20 protein-coding genes are annotated in these 16803 nt (G+C 60.9%); 11 read left to right on the forward strand and 9 right to left on the reverse strand.

Annotation, left to right across the window (positions count from 1 at the left end; translation table 11 throughout):
• Nucleotides 1–54: 54 nt before the first annotated feature.
• Nucleotides 55–1584 (reverse strand): nitric oxide reductase transcriptional regulator NorR, encoded by a 1530-nt coding sequence (gene norR, locus ACM6I5_RS11530; protein WP_017338885.1) that lies wholly within the window; start codon nt 1582–1584, stop codon nt 55–57.
• 155 nt (nt 1585–1739) lie between these two features.
• Here norR and ytfE point away from each other — a divergent pair, with 155 nt between their 5' ends.
• Entirely contained in the window at nt 1740–2414 is a 675-nt protein-coding gene (ytfE, locus tag ACM6I5_RS11535; RefSeq protein ID WP_017338886.1) for an iron-sulfur cluster repair protein YtfE, read from the forward strand.
• 136 nt (nt 2415–2550) lie between these two features.
• Here the strand turns inward: ytfE and ACM6I5_RS11540 are convergent, their stop codons facing one another.
• Both ACM6I5_RS11540 and ACM6I5_RS11545 read right to left on the reverse strand, forming a co-directional pair.
• Nucleotides 2551–2988: a CopD family copper resistance protein gene (locus ACM6I5_RS11540; RefSeq protein ID WP_017338887.1), complete on the reverse strand. Its 438-nt coding sequence runs from the start codon at nt 2986–2988 to the stop codon at nt 2551–2553.
• Between the two features lie 28 nt (nt 2989–3016).
• The gene (locus ACM6I5_RS11545) at nt 3017–4207 is read right to left on the reverse strand and encodes an NnrS family protein (protein WP_414883850.1); all 1191 of its coding nucleotides are present in this window, start codon (nt 4205–4207) and stop codon (nt 3017–3019) included.
• A gap of 483 nt (nt 4208–4690) precedes the next feature.
• Here ACM6I5_RS11545 and ACM6I5_RS11550 point away from each other — a divergent pair, with 483 nt between their 5' ends.
• Nucleotides 4691–5374: a Crp/Fnr family transcriptional regulator gene (locus ACM6I5_RS11550; protein ID WP_059182808.1), complete on the forward strand. Its 684-nt coding sequence runs from the start codon at nt 4691–4693 to the stop codon at nt 5372–5374.
• The gene (locus ACM6I5_RS11555; RefSeq protein ID WP_017338889.1) at nt 5371–5571 is read left to right on the forward strand and encodes a hypothetical protein; all 201 of its coding nucleotides are present in this window, start codon (nt 5371–5373) and stop codon (nt 5569–5571) included. Before ACM6I5_RS11550 ends, ACM6I5_RS11555 begins: the two co-directional genes overlap by 4 nt.
• A gap of 15 nt (nt 5572–5586) precedes the next feature.
• On the opposite strand, the gene ACM6I5_RS11560 is transcribed toward ACM6I5_RS11555, so the two are convergent.
• The 6 genes from ACM6I5_RS11560 to ACM6I5_RS11585 all read right to left on the reverse strand — a co-directional run bounded on the left by ACM6I5_RS11560 (nt 5587) and on the right by ACM6I5_RS11585 (nt 11163).
• Entirely contained in the window at nt 5587–7428 is a 1842-nt protein-coding gene (locus ACM6I5_RS11560) for a nitric oxide reductase activation protein NorD (RefSeq protein ID WP_414883851.1), read from the reverse strand.
• A 77-nt stretch (nt 7429–7505) separates the two neighbouring features.
• Nucleotides 7506–8933 carry a cbb3-type cytochrome c oxidase subunit I gene (locus ACM6I5_RS11565; RefSeq protein ID WP_414880427.1) on the reverse strand — a complete coding sequence of 476 codons (1428 nt, stop codon included), beginning with the start codon at nt 8931–8933 and terminating at the stop codon, nt 7506–7508.
• Nucleotides 8934–8936: 3 nt separating this feature from the next.
• Nucleotides 8937–9377 (reverse strand): c-type cytochrome, encoded by a 441-nt coding sequence (locus tag ACM6I5_RS11570; protein WP_414883852.1) that lies wholly within the window; start codon nt 9375–9377, stop codon nt 8937–8939.
• Nucleotides 9378–9532: 155 nt separating this feature from the next.
• Complete coding sequence (locus ACM6I5_RS11575; protein WP_414883853.1) at nt 9533–9790, reverse strand: cytochrome C oxidase subunit IV family protein; 258 nt, start codon at nt 9788–9790, stop codon at nt 9533–9535.
• A gap of 10 nt (nt 9791–9800) precedes the next feature.
• The gene (locus tag ACM6I5_RS11580) at nt 9801–10388 is read right to left on the reverse strand and encodes a cytochrome c oxidase subunit 3 family protein (RefSeq protein WP_414883854.1); all 588 of its coding nucleotides are present in this window, start codon (nt 10386–10388) and stop codon (nt 9801–9803) included.
• On the reverse strand, nt 10372–11163 hold the full coding sequence (locus tag ACM6I5_RS11585) for a CbbQ/NirQ/NorQ/GpvN family protein (protein ID WP_414883855.1): 792 nt from the start codon (nt 11161–11163) through the stop codon (nt 10372–10374). Before ACM6I5_RS11585 ends, ACM6I5_RS11580 begins: the two co-directional genes overlap by 17 nt.
• Nucleotides 11164–11362: 199 nt before the next feature.
• Between ACM6I5_RS11585 and ACM6I5_RS11590 the strand changes: the two genes are divergently transcribed.
• From ACM6I5_RS11590 to ACM6I5_RS11625, 8 genes are read left to right on the forward strand one after another with little or no spacing between them, the layout of a single operon-like run.
• Nucleotides 11363–13054, forward strand: a complete 1692-nt coding sequence (locus ACM6I5_RS11590) for a cytochrome D1 domain-containing protein (RefSeq protein ID WP_414883856.1) — start codon at nt 11363–11365, stop codon at nt 13052–13054.
• Nucleotides 13055–13078: 24 nt separating this feature from the next.
• Nucleotides 13079–13393, forward strand: coding sequence for a c-type cytochrome (locus ACM6I5_RS11595; RefSeq protein WP_414883857.1), 315 nt, complete (start codon nt 13079–13081; stop codon nt 13391–13393).
• 19 nt (nt 13394–13412) lie between these two features.
• A complete protein-coding gene (locus ACM6I5_RS11600; protein WP_414883858.1) occupies nt 13413–13736 on the forward strand; it encodes a c-type cytochrome in 324 nt (107 codons plus the stop codon).
• Nucleotides 13733–14911 (forward strand): cytochrome D1 domain-containing protein, encoded by a 1179-nt coding sequence (locus tag ACM6I5_RS11605; protein WP_414883859.1) that lies wholly within the window; start codon nt 13733–13735, stop codon nt 14909–14911. Before ACM6I5_RS11600 ends, ACM6I5_RS11605 begins: the two co-directional genes overlap by 4 nt.
• Nucleotide 14912: 1 nt before the next feature.
• Nucleotides 14913–15371, forward strand: coding sequence for an Lrp/AsnC family transcriptional regulator (locus tag ACM6I5_RS11610; RefSeq protein WP_414883860.1), 459 nt, complete (start codon nt 14913–14915; stop codon nt 15369–15371).
• On the forward strand, nt 15368–15883 hold the full coding sequence (locus tag ACM6I5_RS11615) for an AsnC family protein (RefSeq protein WP_414883861.1): 516 nt from the start codon (nt 15368–15370) through the stop codon (nt 15881–15883). The genes ACM6I5_RS11610 and ACM6I5_RS11615 overlap by 4 nt, the downstream gene beginning before the upstream one ends.
• Complete coding sequence (locus ACM6I5_RS11620) at nt 15876–16319, forward strand: Lrp/AsnC family transcriptional regulator (protein ID WP_010460162.1); 444 nt, start codon at nt 15876–15878, stop codon at nt 16317–16319. The genes ACM6I5_RS11615 and ACM6I5_RS11620 overlap by 8 nt, the downstream gene beginning before the upstream one ends.
• Nucleotides 16294–16797: a nitrite reductase gene (locus ACM6I5_RS11625; protein WP_414883862.1), complete on the forward strand. Its 504-nt coding sequence runs from the start codon at nt 16294–16296 to the stop codon at nt 16795–16797. The genes ACM6I5_RS11620 and ACM6I5_RS11625 overlap by 26 nt, the downstream gene beginning before the upstream one ends.
• Nucleotides 16798–16803 lie beyond the last annotated feature (6 nt).

The raw sequence follows: 16803 nt of genomic DNA on the forward strand, positions 1-16803 counted from the left end.
CGAGACTTCGCGCAACAGCACCTTGATCACCATCAACACTGAGCATGCCCAGCCTTACTTGAGGCGTAACCGCCGCGCCAGTTTGTGCAGGTTGCTGGGATCGATTTCCAGGATCCGCGCGGCGCTGGCCCAGTTATCCCCGGACAGGCTCAAGGCCTGGAGAATTTTCTTGCGCTGGTAATCGTCGACCGCTTCCCCCAGGGGCTGGAACGGCGCGTCAGCCGTTTCGTCCAGAGGACTTTCGACGACCACGCCCTGCCCGCCCATGGCACTGTCGAGGTCCAGAATCTCGGGTTCCAGCGTCATGATCAGGGTACGACTCGTGCCGCGGCTGAGCGTCTTCAACGCGGCTCGGCTGATCACATGTTCCAGCTCGCGCACGTTGCCCGGCCAGCTGTAAGTCAGCAGCGCGCGCTCGGCGGCCGGCGACAGACGCAAACCGCGCAAGCCAAGCCGCGCCCGATTCAGCTCAAGGAAGTGCCCGGCCAGCATCAAAACATCGTTACCCCGCTCGCGCAACGGCGGAATCGGCACCGGATAGACCGAGAGCCGGTGATACAGATCCGCCCGAAACAAGCCATCGCGGATGCTGTCCGGCAGGTGCCGGTTAGTCGCGGCGATGATGCGCACATCCACGTGCAACGGCTTGTCGGCGCCGAGGCGCTGGATCTCGCCGTTCTGCAGGGTGCGCAGCAGTTTCGCCTGCACAGCCAATGGCAATTCACCCACTTCATCGAGAAACAGCGTGCCGCCGTTGGCCGCATCGAAACGCCCGGCACGGTCACTGGTGGCGCCGGAAAACGCGCCTTTGACATGGCCGAACAATTCACTTTCCGCCAGAGACTCCGGCAAAGCCGCGCAGTTGACCTGCACCAGCGGCTTATGACTGCGACGCGACAGACGATGCAAGCGCCGGGCGAACAGCTCTTTGCCGACGCCGGTCTCGCCCAGCAGCAACACCGGCAGCTCGGAATCGGCCAGTACATCCAGTTCATTGAGCAACTGGTGCAGCACTTCACTTTGCCCGAGGATTTCGCCTTCGTCTGCCGGTCTGCGTACGTCTTGAATATCGCTGCGGGACAAGCGCAGGCTGCGGTTTTCCTGTTCCAGTCGGGTGACTCGCACGGCGGCTTCGATCTGCAAGGTGCAGCGCTTGAGTTCTTCCCGCGCACGGCTGTCGAAGGTCCCGGCATGCAGCGCATCGAGGGTGATCGCCCCCCAGATCCGACCTTCCACATACAGGCTCACGCCCATGCAGTCATGCACTGGCATCGGTTCGCCGGCGTGATTGTCGAGCAAGCCATCATAGGGATCCGGCAGCCGACTGTCGGGCTCGAACCAGGTGGGTTCGCGCGACGCCATGATCGCCGCCAGCCGCGGATGCTGAGCGATGACAAACCGGCGGCCCAACGCTTCATGCACCAGCCCCACCGTCGCGACCGGCCTGAGGCTGTCGTCATCCAGACGCAGCAATCCCACGGCGCCACTGTTGAAGTACTCGCGCAGGGTCTGGACCAAACGTTGCAACCGCACAGCATTCGGCAACTCGACGATCAGGTCGGCCGCCAGGCTTTCACGCAGCATGGTAGTTATTACCCTCTATGGTTGGATTCACCCTAAAGCGTCCGGGTGTCTATCACCACAACTAAAAATTAAGCCATATTTTTCAATGCGTTAAATATGGCATGCCGGGTGCAATGAGCCTGGGGAACCGTTGAAATCCAAACAAGGAACCCCTGATGAGCCTGACTCTATTGGAACAAAGCCTCGGCCAACTGGCGTGCGACATTCCCGGCGCCACACGGATTTTTCACACCTTTAAACTGGACTTCTGTTGTGGCGGGCATAAAAGCCTGCTTGAAGCGGCCGCTGGCAAAGGCCTCGATCCGGCCCTGATTGCCGATGCGCTGCACCGGCTGCAGGACACCGGCGAAACCCAGCACGACTGGCGCAACGAACCCTCGGAGCTGTTGATCGCCCATCTTCTGGCGCGCTACCACGCCCGCCATCGCGAACAACTGCCGGAACTGATTCGTCTGGCCCGCCGCGTCGAACAGGTCCATGGTGCCCGCAGCAGTTGCCCCAACGGCCTGGCCGATCTCTTGACCGACATGCAACAAGAACTTGAAGGCCACATGCTCAAGGAAGAACAAGTGCTCTTCCCGATGCTGCAACAAGGCATCGGCCCTCAGGCCGCACCGCCGATCCAGGTGCTGCGCTTTGAACATGATCAACATGGCGAAGCACTGGAAAGGCTGCTTGCGCTGACCAACAACATCACCCCGCCGGCCGATGCCTGTAATACCTGGCGTGCCCTGTATCGCGGGCTGCTGGAGTTCCGTGATGACTTGATGCAACACATCCATCTGGAAAACAACGTGTTGTTCGTCAACGCACTTAAACCTCGCCATTGATCGATTGCGGGTCATACAAAACCAGTGACACAGCTTTCGCGAGCCAGCTCGCTCTCACAGGGGAACGGTATCCCAATGTGGGAGCGAGCCAGCTCGCGAATGGCGCCGTTACAGGGTTACGGGTTTTCCAGCGCGATCAACCGTGCCAATAGAACATGGCCTTGGCCAGGATCACGATCAACACCATGTGCCCGAGGATGCTGCGGCGAATCCAAGTGGCGCGGGTCGTGGTCAGGCGTGCGCTTTTCAGCCAGTACGCCAGCAGAAAGTAATGGCCGATGATGCTCAGGGCCAGGATGATCTTCAGGCTCAGCAACGTACCAAAACTGCTCGCCAGCGGCTGACTCAATACACCCCGGTGTTGCCACGCCAGGCTGATACCGGCGCCATACAACAGCAGCACCACGCCATGCAGCACCTTGCGCGAACGCACTGCAATCGCTTGATCGGCGCTCGTTTGCGCGCTAACCGCCACCTGCTGGCGGGCGTTGTGCCAGATCACCACCTCGAAAAACAGCGTGCCGATGAAGGCAATCGCCGCCAGCAAGTGGGTGACCAGTAAAAAGGGATACATCACCGGCAGCCTCCATCAGTTAGCGTGCTTAGCCCGGATGGCCGTCCACCCGGGACTGCAACAGCATCGGCCCATAGCGCCAGGCGTATAGCGCAAACGCCAGCACCCAACACAGACCGGCCAGCCACAACGCCGGCAAGGGGAAAAACAGGATCAACACGACCCGGCTCAGACAGGCCAGGTTGAGCAGAATGAACGCCAGGGTCATGCCCGTCGGCGGCTCCAGCGCGCGGCCGGTATGCCCCAGGCTGACCCGTGCAATCATCGCCAGCACCAGGCCGCCCATGGCGCCAATGGTCAGGCAATGCACCGCCAGACTCGGATTGATCGGCACACCGAAATGCCACAGCGCCATCCCGAGACAGGCCACCGCCAGCCAGGCATAAGCCAGGTACAACGACCACAACAACGGCACATGCCAGAGGGCGCGATCATGCCAGCGCACCAGGCGCACCAGATGCCCAGCGGCCAACACAGCGAACAACAGGCCCACCCAGAAATCGGGGGCAAGCGCAGGTCCCGCGGCATAGAGCAACGCCACCAGCGGTGAGCCAATCAGCAGCAGCCAATCCAGCCACGGCCAAGGGGTAACGCCCTCGACCTTGCCGAGGCCGCGCTGGATGAAGAACGGAATGACGCGCCCACCGATCAAACCCATCATTGCCGCCACCAGCCACATACCCGTCAACACGCCTTGACGCTGCCAGCCTTCATGACCTTCGACCAGACCATACAGGGACAACCCATCGGCCGCCGCTAACAGCAGCAACACCACCGCTATGGGGTAGTTACGTTTCTGCCGCACCTTCCACAAGGTGAATCCCATGAGCGCAGCCACCGCCAGCGGGAACGCCAGTTCCAGCACCGCGAGCACCGGCAACGGTGCATTGACCAGCCAGGCCACGCGCGCCAACAACCACAGCAGCGCCAGCATGGCCAGTGGTTGCCCGCTGATGCCGGGGCGACCGGTCCAGGTCTGCACCGCCGTCAGCAGAAAGCCGGCGATGATCGCCAAGCCGAATCCGAACAGCAATTCGTGTCGATGCCAGCCCAGCCAGCCACCCGCCGGCTTCCAGCCGGAAAGCTCACCACTGAAGGCGAACAGCCAGAGCGGAATGACCAGCACCGCCAGCAGGCAGCCGGCGAGGAAAAATGGCCGAAAGGCCAAACGCAACAGCGGCGCGATAGCCATCGCTTTACGGCGGTCAAGCACTTGCATAAAGCTACTCCTTTACCTTGCTGCTGACCTGACGCCAACCCACACGCGTCGAGGCAAGTCCGGGGGCAATCATCGGGTATTGACGATTAATTGCCTTTGTCGCAGATCAAGTGTGCAAGGGCCGTGCCCTGATGTTCATTCGCCCGCTGTGGTGAGAGGACCTGCCCCCTGTGGGACCGGCTCAGGGTAGAAATGACCATTTAAGGGTTATTTCAACCCTAAACTCCGTGGTCGTTTTCACCCTCCTATCTGACAACCCCAGTAAACAACGGACTCCAGGCATGGCCCGCGTCTTGCTCAATGGTTCAGAAATCAAGGAAAACCTGATCCTTCTCGATCTCCAGGAGTCGTCATGAAAAAAGTCATCCAGCCATTGGCCTGGTTTGTGGTGCTGACCTCGGTGCTGGCGTTGGCCAGCGGTGTCTCGCTGGGCCTCGTTTGACTTGATCGCCATCCCCTCTTCAAACTTCAGGATGAATTCTTATGGTGCTTCATCGCGTCCATCACCAGATTCTGCGCAGTCATCACTTGTTCGAGCCGTTGAACGAAGAACAGCTGGATGAGTTGATGAGTACCAGCCATTTGCTGAGCATCGACAAAGGCGAACCGTTGTTCCGTCAGGGCGAGCCGGCTGACTCGTTCTATTTCGTGATTGCCGGCGCGGTGAAAATCTATCGCCTGACGCCCGACGGGCAGGAGAAAGTGTTTGAGGTCATTGGTGACCGGCAAACCTTCGCCGAAGCGATGATGCTGATGGACACCCCGAACTATGTGGCCTCGGCCGAAGCGATCTGCCCCACTCAGCTCTATCGGTTATCCAACAACACCTATATGCGCCTGCTGCAAAGTAACAGCCGACTGACCTTTGCGCTGCTCGGCAAGCTGTGCGTTCGCTTGCATCAACGGGTCAACGAAATCGAAACCCTGTCACTGAAAAACGCCACCCACCGGGTCGTGCGTTATCTGCTGACGCAACTGGTGCGCCAGCAAACCGTTGGCAGCCAATTCGAACTGCCAATGGCCAAGCAACTGATTGCCGGGCACCTGTCGATCCAGCCGGAAACCTTTTCGCGGATCATCCGTCGCCTGATCGATGAAAACATCATCACCCAGGACGGCCGCCAGATCGCCATTCTTGATCGTCTGCGCCTGGAACAGTTCGAGTGAGTGCCCTGCCCGTCTGTTTGTATTGCCAACGCGCCAACCCCGCACAAGAAACCGAGTGCCTCCAGTGCGGCATGCCCCTGCCGGTATTGGCCGCACACGCGGCGCAACGTCGGCTGCGCCGATTCACGTGGTTCTGCATTGGCCTGACGATCTTCTGCGTGGCGATGTTTTTCTGGCTGCCACGCGGCAGCAGTTGATGCTGCGTGCCCCCCTCAAGGTTGGGTCAACTGGCGGTACAGCTGCGGCAATCGCAGGGGTAATTGCTCGGGCTGACGGATCAAGGTGTAGCCATTGGCGCCGAACATGTAAGGCAGGTATTCCCCGGCCTCGCGATCAATCGTGATGCAGAACGGCGTCAACCCCTTGCGCCGCGCCTCCAGCACCGCTTCGCGGGTGTCTTCAACGCCGTAACGTCCCTCGTACAAGTCCAGATCGTTTGGTTTGCCATCCGTGAGCAGCAGCAACAGTTTGCTGCGGCGCTTGCTCTCGCCCAGTAGTTGGGTGGCCTGGCGGATGGCGGCGCCCATGCGCGTGTAATAACCCGGTTTGAGCCCTTGAATACGACCGCGGGTGTTGTCGTCATAACGCTGGGTGAAAGACTTGAGTTCCTGCATCCGCACTTGATGACGGCGCAACGAGGAAAACCCGTACAGGGCGAAATCATCACCGAGCACCGACAGGGTCTCACCGAACAGCAGCAAGCTGTCGCGGATGACATCAATCACCCGATGCTCATCGTTCAGGTGCGCGTCGGTGGACATCGACACATCGGCCAGCAACAGGCACGCCAGGTCACGGCGTGTCTGCCGTTGTTCCATGAACAAACCGCGTTCCGCACACTGGCCATGCTCGCGTTCAACGTGAAAATCCAGCCAGGCCTGCATATCCAGTTCAGACCCTTGGGGTTGCTGGCGTAACCATTGGCGGTCATTGCGCAGGTGCTCGAACTGGCGCCGCAGACGGTGCGCCGAAGCTTTCAGCCGTGGCGGCAGTGGCTGCGCCTCGCAGTCCCGGGGCACCATCATTTGCAGATTGACGAAGGCGTCTTGCATCTGCTGTTTGCGATAGTCCCACTCCGGCAACTTGATGCCCTCGCCCAGGGGAATATCGTCGACATCGGCCGGCGGTAAATCCAGGTGCAGCTTGAGGCCGCCGCCCTTGCGCAGTCGGGTGCGCGACAGGCTCAACTCGTCGAGGTCCTCGGCGACTTTGGCCGCGTCCGGGTCCTCGCTGTCGTCCGACCAGCGATCCAGGTCCACGTGTTCGGTCCAGCTGAACAGGTTCTCCAGACGCACGATCAACAACCCGCCATCGCGGGTGCTTTCATCGATCCGCTTGGCGCGTTTGCTTGCGCCCTTTTGCTCACCGGGCGGGGTCGTCAACGATTCTTCGGACTCCTCCCCCAGGTCGGCAGCCTGAGGGCTCGCGAGGTTTTGCGGCGGGTACAACCACAGCGGCAGCGGCCACGCGGCCCGTTCGCTGCGGGGGAAATGTTCGACACTGCCGGGCTCGCGCAGCGCCTGGCATAACGCCCGTTCCAGGGCCGCTTCGCCGCTACTCAATGTGGCCGGATCCGGGCGCAATTGCAGGTGAGCATCGACCAGACGTTTGTACCGGGCACGCAACGCGGGATAACGCCCTAACAGCAGTTGCGTCCAGCGTTGATTGTCCCGGCCCCAGTGCCGCATCTGGCCGGCCTGTGCCGCCAGCAAGGCGAGCCAACGATAGAGTTCTTCGTTCAGTGCGACTTCGGGAAACACCGCGAGGCTCGACGGCAGGCGAAGGTTGCTCGCGTCGCACCACGCCAGGGGCACTTGCTTGCAGGTACCGGCGATCTGCTGCAGCACATTGCGCCGCAACAGCAGATCGCGGTCGCTGGCGGCTTCGACACCGATACCACTGGCGCCGCCCATGGCGCGAAACAGCAGCGCCAGCGGACGTTGCTGGCTGGCCAGTTCGACGCGTGCTTCGGGGAAATCCGGGCTGGCGCGCCGGGTGATGAAGCGATGCCAGACGCTGCCGACCCACTCTTCCAGTTCGACGGTAAAGGCCATGATCATTGCCCTTTTTGTAAAGCAAAAAACGGCCCGCTGTATCAGCCGGGCCGACCTTTTCTAGCCTTGACAGCGACTCATGAAGGCACCACGGCCGCCGGGGCGCGCAAGGCTGCGCGGCCACGTTGTTTGAAGCTGAACAGGTAACAGAGCAGTCCCGCAAGGAAACCAAGACCGGCGCCAAAACGGGCCCAGAACAGCACCTGCAGATGTTCGACCGTGGCCATGAAGGGCAACGCGACACCATCGACCTGCCAGCGTTGCAGATAAACCTGAACGACACCGGCAGCGGTGAGGAACAGCGTGATCATCACCATCGACAGGGTCATCAACCAGAAGCCCCAGATTTCGAAGGTCTGCGAGCGCTCATCGCCTGCTTCACCCAACCCGCGCAGTCGTGGCATGGCGTAGCTGATCAAGGTCATCACGATCATCGCGTAAGCACCGTAGAAAGCCAGGTGGCCGTGCGCCGCCGTCAGTTGCGAACCGTGGGTGTAGAAGTTGACCGGTGCCAAGGTATGTAAAAAGCCCCAGACGCCAGCACCGAAGAACGCTGTGACGACGGTTCCCTTGGCCCACAGGGTGGCGGCGCGGTTCGGGTGTTGCCGGCGGCGGTTCTTCACCATGCTGAAGGCGAAGATCACCATGGCCAGGAACGGCAGCGGTTCGAGTGCCGAGAAGATTGAACCGACCCACAACCAGACCTCAGGCGCACCGATCCAGAAGAAGTGGTGACCGGTGCCGATGATCCCGGTAATCAGCGCCATGGCGATGATCACATACAGCCATTTCTCCACGACTTCCCGGTCTACCCCGGTGATCTTGATCAGGACAAACGCGAGCATCGAACCCATGATCAGTTCCCACACGCCTTCCACCCAAAGATGCACCACCCACCACCAGTAGAACTTGTCGCGGGCCAGGTTGCCGGGGTTATAGAAGGAGAACAGGAAGAACACCGCGAGCCCGATCAACCCGGTCATCATCACCATGCTGACGGTGGTCTTGCGACCTTTGAGCAGGGTCATGCCGATGTTGTAGAGGAAGCCCAAGCACACCACCACAATGCCCATCTTGGTGATGGTCGGTTGCTCCAGGAACTCCCGGCCCATGGTCGGCAGCAGTTCGTTGTGGGTCAGCCTGGCCAGGCCGGCATACGGCACCAGCAGATAGCCCAGGATCGTCAGCACACCCGCGGCGGCGAAGACCCAGAACAGGATGATCGCCAGCTTCGGACTGTGCAGTTCGCGGTCGGCCTCTTCCGGAATCAGGTAATAGGCAGCGCCCATGAACCCGAACAGCAGCCAGACGATCAGCAGGTTGGTGTGCACCATCCGCGCCACGTTGAAGGGAATGATCGGGAACAGAAAGTCCCCTATCACGTATTGCAGGCCCATGATCAACCCGAACAGCACCTGACCGAGAAACAGCATCAGGGCGAACACGAAGTACGGTTTGGCCACGGCTTGCGAGGCAAATTTCAGATGCGGATTAGCAATGCTCATCGCTTAGCCCTCCTTGTTTGGCGGCCAGCCATTGGTGTTGATGTTCGAGCTCCATTTGAGGAACTCTGCGATGTCATCCACCTCCTGGTCACTCAACTTGAACTGCGGCATCGCGCGCCGGCCGGGTACGCCCAGTGGCTGCATTTTCATCCAGGCATGCAGAAAGGGTTTGAAGCCCGCTTCCCCACCGCGCCGCTGGAACACGTTGCCCAGCTCAGGCGCAAAGTAGGCGCCCTCGCCCAGCAGCGTGTGGCAGCCGATGCAATTGTTTTGCTCCCAGGCCAACTTTCCGCGCACCACGGATTCGGTGAGCTGCGCCTCATTGCTGCGGGCCGGAAAGGTCTGTTCCGTGTGATAGGTCAAGGCCAGGAATATCAGGAAGAAGAAGATGCTTCCCCCGAAGTAGATATTCCTGGCCATGCCTTTGGTGAAGGTCTCTGACATGGTCGCTTCCTCTTTGCTTGGCCCGTCCATGATAGGAAGCGAAGGGTTGAAACCTGCTTGATGGCGATCAAGAAAGACAGATGGTTTTGGTCGGGTATTACTGACAACGCAAATCGAATGGGAGCGAGCAAGCCCGCTCCCACATGAGTATTCCTTCAGCGGAACGACATCAGTGTCATCCCGATCACCGTCGCCAACACCAGCGCCCAGCTCAACATCAACCGGCGCCACAGTCGCGGCGCATGGCGCATCTCCATGAAGCCGTCGGTGATCAGCCACGCCTTGCCCACCGCCACCAGCAAGATGGCCATCGACAGCAGCGATGTCGCGCCAGCGTGGGCCAATGCCACTGTGCACACACTTAACGTGGCAAGCGCCGCCCAACAGACGAGCAATACCCTGGAAACAGACATGAGAACCTCGTCAACTCAGCACGTAGACCAGTGGAAACAGCATGACCCAGATCAGATCGACCATGTGCCAATAGAGCACGCCGGATTCAAACCCGCTGCGCTTGCTGGCGTCGTACAAGCCACGGCGACAGCGCTCCGCGAGCCACCCGAGAATGACCATGCCGAGCAGTACGTGGAGAAAATGAAAACCGGTGAGGATCCAGTAGAGGGTGAAAAAGGTGTTGTGCTCAATGCCCAGCCCCGAGGCCAGCAAGTGCCGGTATTCCGTGAGTTTCAGCACCACGTAGACACTGGCGGCGAGTAACGCCATCAGCAGGAAGCCCGCACCGTGACGCGGCCGTGAGCGCCTGACTTGCTCCTGCGCCAGCGCGGCGAACAGCCCCGCAGTGAGCAGACTCAGGGTCATCGCCAACCCGGTTGAGGTGTTCAGCAACAGGCGGCTTTCACTGAACATCTGCGGCTTGATCGCTTGGGTGACGGCGAACGCCAGGATCAGGATGGCGAACACCGACAGCTCGGCCAGTATGAAAAACCACATCGCCAGATCGCCCGGCAAATGCCTGGGCGCCACACCGCTGGACTCAACCGAAGTGCACATCAACCACGTCCATCAGCGCCGCAACGGTCAGCGGATCATCACTCAGCGGCTCGGCCAGGCAGGCCATGCAGGCCTCACGCGGGGTCATGCCGGAACGGATCATGCGCGCGGTAAAAATCAGCAGCCGCGTTGAGGCGACCTCTTCCAGATCATGTTGATCGAGCCGGCGCAGCGCCTGGCCCAACCGCACCACTTGCGTCGCCAGCGCGTTGTCCACCTGGGCTTCCCGGGCCACGATACGTTCTTCGTCAGCCACCGGTGGATAGCCGAAACGCATCGCCACGAAACGTTGGCGGGTGCTGGGTTTCATGCCTTTGAGCAGGTTCTGGTAACCGGGGTTGTAGGAGACCACCAGCATGAAGGACGGCGGCGCCTTCAGCACTTCGCCGGTGCGTTCCAGGAACAGTTCACGACGATCATCGGCCAATGGATGCAACACCACCACGGTGTCCTGACGCGCCTCGACCACTTCGTCGAGGTAACAGATGCCGCCTTCACGCACCGCGCGGGTCAGCGGTCCGTCCTGCCACCAGGTGCCCTGGGCACCGATCAGGTGGCGGCCGATCAGGTCGGCCGCGCTCAGATCGTCATGGCAAGCCACGGTGTACAGCGGCAGTTTCAGCCGATGGGCCATGTGCTGGACAAAGCGGGTCTTGCCGCATCCCGTCGGGCCTTTGATCAGCACCGGCATGCCGTGTCGCCAGGCTTGCTCGAACAGCGCCTCCTCATTGTTGAGCGGTTGATAGAAGGGTTCGCAAGACGGGTTACGGTCCATGGGCTGTCTGTTCCAAAAGCGGATTCAAGGAACACGCTACGGGCCCCTGCGACAACCTGGCAAGTGAGATGGCCGGCAAACTTGATCGTCGTCAAGCGAACAATGGCCTGCTCGGGCATAGCCTTGCACGGCACTAAGAACCTGCGTTCTGCGCTGCCGTTTCAGCACATCGCAAAGGTCTTGCCTGAGGAGAAATGGAATGCTGATCAGCAACAGAAAAATGTTTGCCCTGACCCTCGCCACTTTGTGTTCGTCACTGGCCCTGGCGGTGAGTCATGCCGCCAGCGCTGACGAGCCCGCCGCCGCTGCGGCCAATTCGCCCATGGTCAAAACCGCCGGCGCTCCCGACATGAGCCAGGCCGAGTTCGACTCATCCAAGGAAATCTACTTCCAGCGCTGCGCAGGCTGCCACGGCGTTTTGCGCAAAGGGGCCACGGGCAAACCGTTGACGCAGGACATTACCCAGAACCGCGGGCAGCCGTACCTGGAGGCCTTGATTACCTATGGGTCGCCGGCGGGCATGCCGAACTGGGGGACGTCCAATGCGCTGACCAAGGATCAGATCACGGTCATGGCCAAGTTCATTCAGCACACGCCGCCGACGCCACCGGAATGGGGCATGGCCGAGACGCTGAAAACCTGGAAAGTGTTGGTCAAACCCGAAGATCGTCCGAAGAAGCAGCTGAGCAAACTCAACCTGCCGAACCTGTTTTCGGTGACGTTGCGCGATGACGGCAAGATCGCCCTGATCGACGGTGACAGCAAGAAGATCGTCAAGCTGATAGAGACCGGTTACGCGGTGCACATCTCGCGCATTTCTGCTTCGGGTCGCTACCTGTTGGTGATTGGCCGAGACGCCCGGATCGACATGATCGACCTCTGGCCGGTGGAGCCGACCAAGGTCGCCGAAGTCAAAGTGGGCATCGAGGCACGCTCGGTCGAGACCTCAAAGTTCAAAGGCTACGAAGACAGATACACCATCGCCGGCTCTTATTGGCCGCCGCAATTCACCATCATGGATGGCGAAACCCTGGAGCCGAAGCAGATCGTTTCGACCCGCGGCATGACCGTCGACAAACAGGAATATCACCCGGAGCCTCGGGTCGCGGCGATCATCGCCTCCCACGAATGGCCGGAGTTCATCGTCAACGTCAAGGAAACCGGCAAGGTGATGCTGGTCAATTACCAGGACATCAAAAACCTCACTGTCACCTACATCGATGCCGCGCCGTTCCTGCATGACGGCGGTTGGGACAGCACGCACCGCTACTTCATGACCGCCGCCAACAACTCCAACAAGGTCGCCGTGATCGACTCCAAGGAGCGCAAGTTGGCCGCTCTGGTGGACGTCGGCAAAACCCCTCACCCGGGTCGCGGCGCCAACTTCATCCACCCGACCTATGGCCCGGTCTGGGCCACCAGCCATCTGGGTGATGACGGCATCTCGCTGATCGGCACCGACCCGACCAAACACCCGCAATACGCCTGGAAGCAGGTCGCCTCGCTCAAGGGACAGGGCGGCGGATCGCTGTTTATCAAAACCCACCCCGACTCTCGTCACCTGTACGTCGACACCACCCTCAACCCGGACGCCAGGCTCAGCCAATCGGTGGCGGTGTTCGACATCGACAAACTCGACGCTGGCTACACCGTACTGCCCATCGCTGAATACGCGGGCATCAAGCAAGGCGCCATGCGCGTCGTGCAACCGGAATACAACAAGGCCGGCGATGAAGTCTGGTTCTCCGTGTGGAGTGGCCAGGCAGACGAGTCGGCGCTGGTGGTGATCGACGACAAAACACTGAAGCTCAAGTCAGTCATCAAGGACAAGCGACTGATCACACCCACCGGGAAGTTCAACGTCTACAACACCCAACACGACATCTATTGAGCTCCATCAATGCAAGGAAACACCATGAAAAATACTCTGTTTTCACTGTTCGCCCTGACCGCCGCGCTGAGTATGCAACCGGCCATGGCCCAAGACGCGCTGGAGCTGTTCAAGAGCAAACCCTGCGCAGCCTGTCATTCCATCGACACCAAGATTGTCGGCCCTGCGCTCAAGGATGTAGCGGCCAAGAACGCTGGCGTAACCGGAGCCGTGGACACCCTCGCGAGCCACATCAAGAACGGTACACAAGGCAACTGGGGGCCGATGCCCATGCCGGCCAACCCGGTGACTGAAGAAGAAGCGAAAACGCTCGCGACTTGGGTACTGACACTCAAATAACCGCCAGGAGGGCGTCTTGATGGTGTATCGACACGCTGTGATTCTGGCGGCCCTCCTCCTCATTTGCGCAACCGCGGTTGCGGCGCCGGACGCCCAGCGTCAGGCACAACTCGAACACTTGCTGACCCAGGACTGCGGCGCCTGCCATGGACTGCACCTGACTGGCGGGCTTGGCCCAGAACTGACGCACGCAGCACTGGCCGGCAAATCCAGGGACAGCCTGATTGCCACCGTCACCCAAGGCCGGCCCGGCACCGCGATGCCCGGTTGGGCTCCGCTGCTCAGCCCCGGCGACATCCGTTGGCTGGTCGATCTACTTCTCCAGGGATATCCCGCACCATGATCCGTTCAATCCTGCTGTCAGCGGCGACCGGGCTGTTGTTGTCCGCTTGCGTTCAGCCACCATTGCGTGGCACCGGCGACTTGGGACTGGTCGTGGAGCGCGCCACCGCAAGCGTACAAATCATCGAAAGCGACACCCACACCGCGCTGGCCCGACTCGAGGGTTTCGGCGACCTGTCCCATGCCTCGGTGGTGTTCTCCCGTGACCAGCGCTACGCCTATGTGTTCGGGCGCGACGGCGGGTTGAGCAAAATCGACTTGCTGACCTGGCGTATCGATCATCGCGTCATCCAGGGTGGCAACAGCATTGGTGGCGCCATCAGTCAGAACGGCAAGCTGATCGCCGTGTCCAACTACGTGCCCGGCGGGGTCAAGGTGTTCGATGCCGATACCCTGCAACTGGTGGCCGATATCCCGGCCACGCCACTGGCCGATGGCACCAAGCGCTCCCGGGTGGTCGGCCTGGTCGACGCGCCGGGGCAATGCTTTGTCTTCAGCCTGTTCGATACCGGCGAGATCTGGATCGCCGATTTCAGTCAGGGCAGCACGCCACAGATCAGCCGTTTCACCGGTATCGGCCAGCAACCCTACGACGCCTTGATCACCCCGGACGGACGCTATTACATGGCCGGCCTGTTCGGTGAAGACGGCATGGCCCAACTCGACCTCTGGCATCCAGAACGCGGCGTGCAGCGAGTACTCGGCGATTACGGACGCGGTCAGGCGAAACTCCCGGTCTACAAGATGCCGCACCTGGAAGGCTGGGCTGTCGCCGACAACCAGGCCTTCGTGCCCGCCGTCGGCCGGCATCAAGTGTTGGTGATGGATTCACGCACCTGGCAGCAGACCGCCGTGATTCCGGTGGCCGGCCAACCGGTGTTCGTCACGTCGCGCCCGGACGGTCGGCAGCTGTGGGTCAATTTCGCCTACCCGGACAACGATCGGGTTCAGGTCATCGACACCGAAACCCACGCCGTGGTCGCCGATCTGCGCCCCGGGCCAGCGGTGCTGCACATGGAATTCACCGCACGCGGCGACCAATTGTGGCTGTCATTACGCGACGGTGATCAAGTCCAGATCTGGGATCCGTACCGCCTGGAGCTGCTGAGCACCCTGCCCGCCAGAGCACCGAGCGGCATCTTCTTCAGCAGTCGTGCGCAGAAAATGGGGTATTGAAATGAACCTTGAGCTGCTCAGTCGCCAACTCATCGACCGCTTTCAGCACGGCATGCCGCTGTGTCCGTCACCGTACAAGGAGATGGCCAGGATTCTCGGTTGCCGCGAGTCCCAGGTGATGGCCTGCCTGGAAGAAATGGATCAGGCCGGCACCCTCTCACGCATCGGCCCGGTGTTCGAACACAGCCGCGCCGGGGCCAGCACCCTCGCCGCCCTCGCCGTGCCCGCCGACCGCCTGCAACAGGTGGCCGATCGCGTCAGTCAGTACCCGGAGGTCAATCACAACTACGCACGGGAACATTTCTACAACCTGTGGTTTGTGCTGACCGGCCCTGATCGCCAACACATCGACCGCGTGCTCAAGGAACTGGAGGACGACACCGGCCTCATGCCGCTGGACCTGCCGATGTTGACCGCCTACCGCATCGACCTGGGCTTTGCCCTGGGAGAAAACTCATGACACCAGGATTGAACCCCAAACAAGCATTGGCGTTGCGCCAGCACCTCGAAGGCGGGTTGCCGCTGGTGTCGCGCCCGTATCAGGCTCTCGCCGAACGGCTCAACGCTGACGAAAACCAAGTGCTCGAACAGATGCGCCAATGGAGCGAGCAAGGGCTGTTTCGCCGTATCGGCCTGGTGCTACACCATCGCGCACTGGGCTTTACCGCCAACGCCATGCTGGTGCTGGATGTTCCCGATGCGCTGATTGACGAAGTCGGCCAGCGCCTGGGGCGAGCGGCCGGCATCAACCTCTGCTATCAACGGCCCCGGCGCCTGCCGCAGTGGCGGTACAACCTGTTTTGCATGGTGCACGGGCGTCAACGTGAGCAGGTTGAGGCGCAGATCCAGGCGTTGTTGGAGGAGCATCTACTGAGCGACCTGCCCCATCAATTACTGTTCAGCACCCAGGTCTTCAAACAGTGCGGCGGCCGTTTTGCGCCCTCGCGCACCGGAGCAGCGACCCATGGATGACCTCGACCGCCGACTGATCAACCGTTTGCAATTGGGCTTGCCGCTGGTGCGCCACCCCTGGCGGGTATTGGCGGCCGAACTGCAGAGCAGCAGCACTGAACTGCTCGACCGATTGCACACCCTGCTCGCTGATGGCGTGCTCACACGCTTCGGCCCGATGTTCGACATTGAACGGCTGGGCGGCGCCTTCACCCTCGCCGCGTTGGCGGTGCCGGAAGAACGTTTCGATGACGTCGCCGAACAGCTCAATGGCCTGCCGGAAGTGGCGCACAACTACCGACGCGAACACGCCTGGAACATGTGGTTCGTGCTTGGCTGCGCGACCGAAGAAGGCATCGCCGAGACGCTGCAGCGCATCGAAACCCTGACCGGCCTGCCCCTGCTCAACCTGCCTAAAGAGGAGACTTACCATGTCGGTCTGTATTTCCCGGTCTGAAGACACCCTCGCCCAGCGTCTGATTGCGTTGACCCAGGCCGGTCTGCCGTTGCTGGATGACCCGTGGGCATGGCTCGCCGAACAACTGGGATTAAGCATCGAATCCACCCTGGACCTGCTTAAGCGCTTGCAGGCCGAGGGCGCGATTCGGCGCATTGCCGCCGTACCCAATCACTACCGACTGGGCTATCGCCACAACGGCATGACGGTCTGGGATGTGCGCGACACCGACATAACGCGCCTCGGCGCGCTGATCGGCGCGCAGCCTTTCGTCAGCCACTGCTATCGCCGCCCGCGCCGAACCGGATGGCGCTACAACCTGTTCGCCATGGTGCATGGCCGCAGCCGCGATGAGATCAACAGCTACCGCGAGCACCTGCGCTATTTGTTGGGCGAGGCCTGTGTTGCCGACGAGATGCTGGTGAGCAGCCGCATCCTGAAGAAAACCGGCTTGCGATTACCTGTCGCTTCGCACTGAACACGC

This window comes from Pseudomonas sp. IT-P171 (assembly GCF_949767765.1).
GTDB lineage: Bacteria > Pseudomonadota > Gammaproteobacteria > Pseudomonadales > Pseudomonadaceae > Aquipseudomonas > Aquipseudomonas fluorescens_B.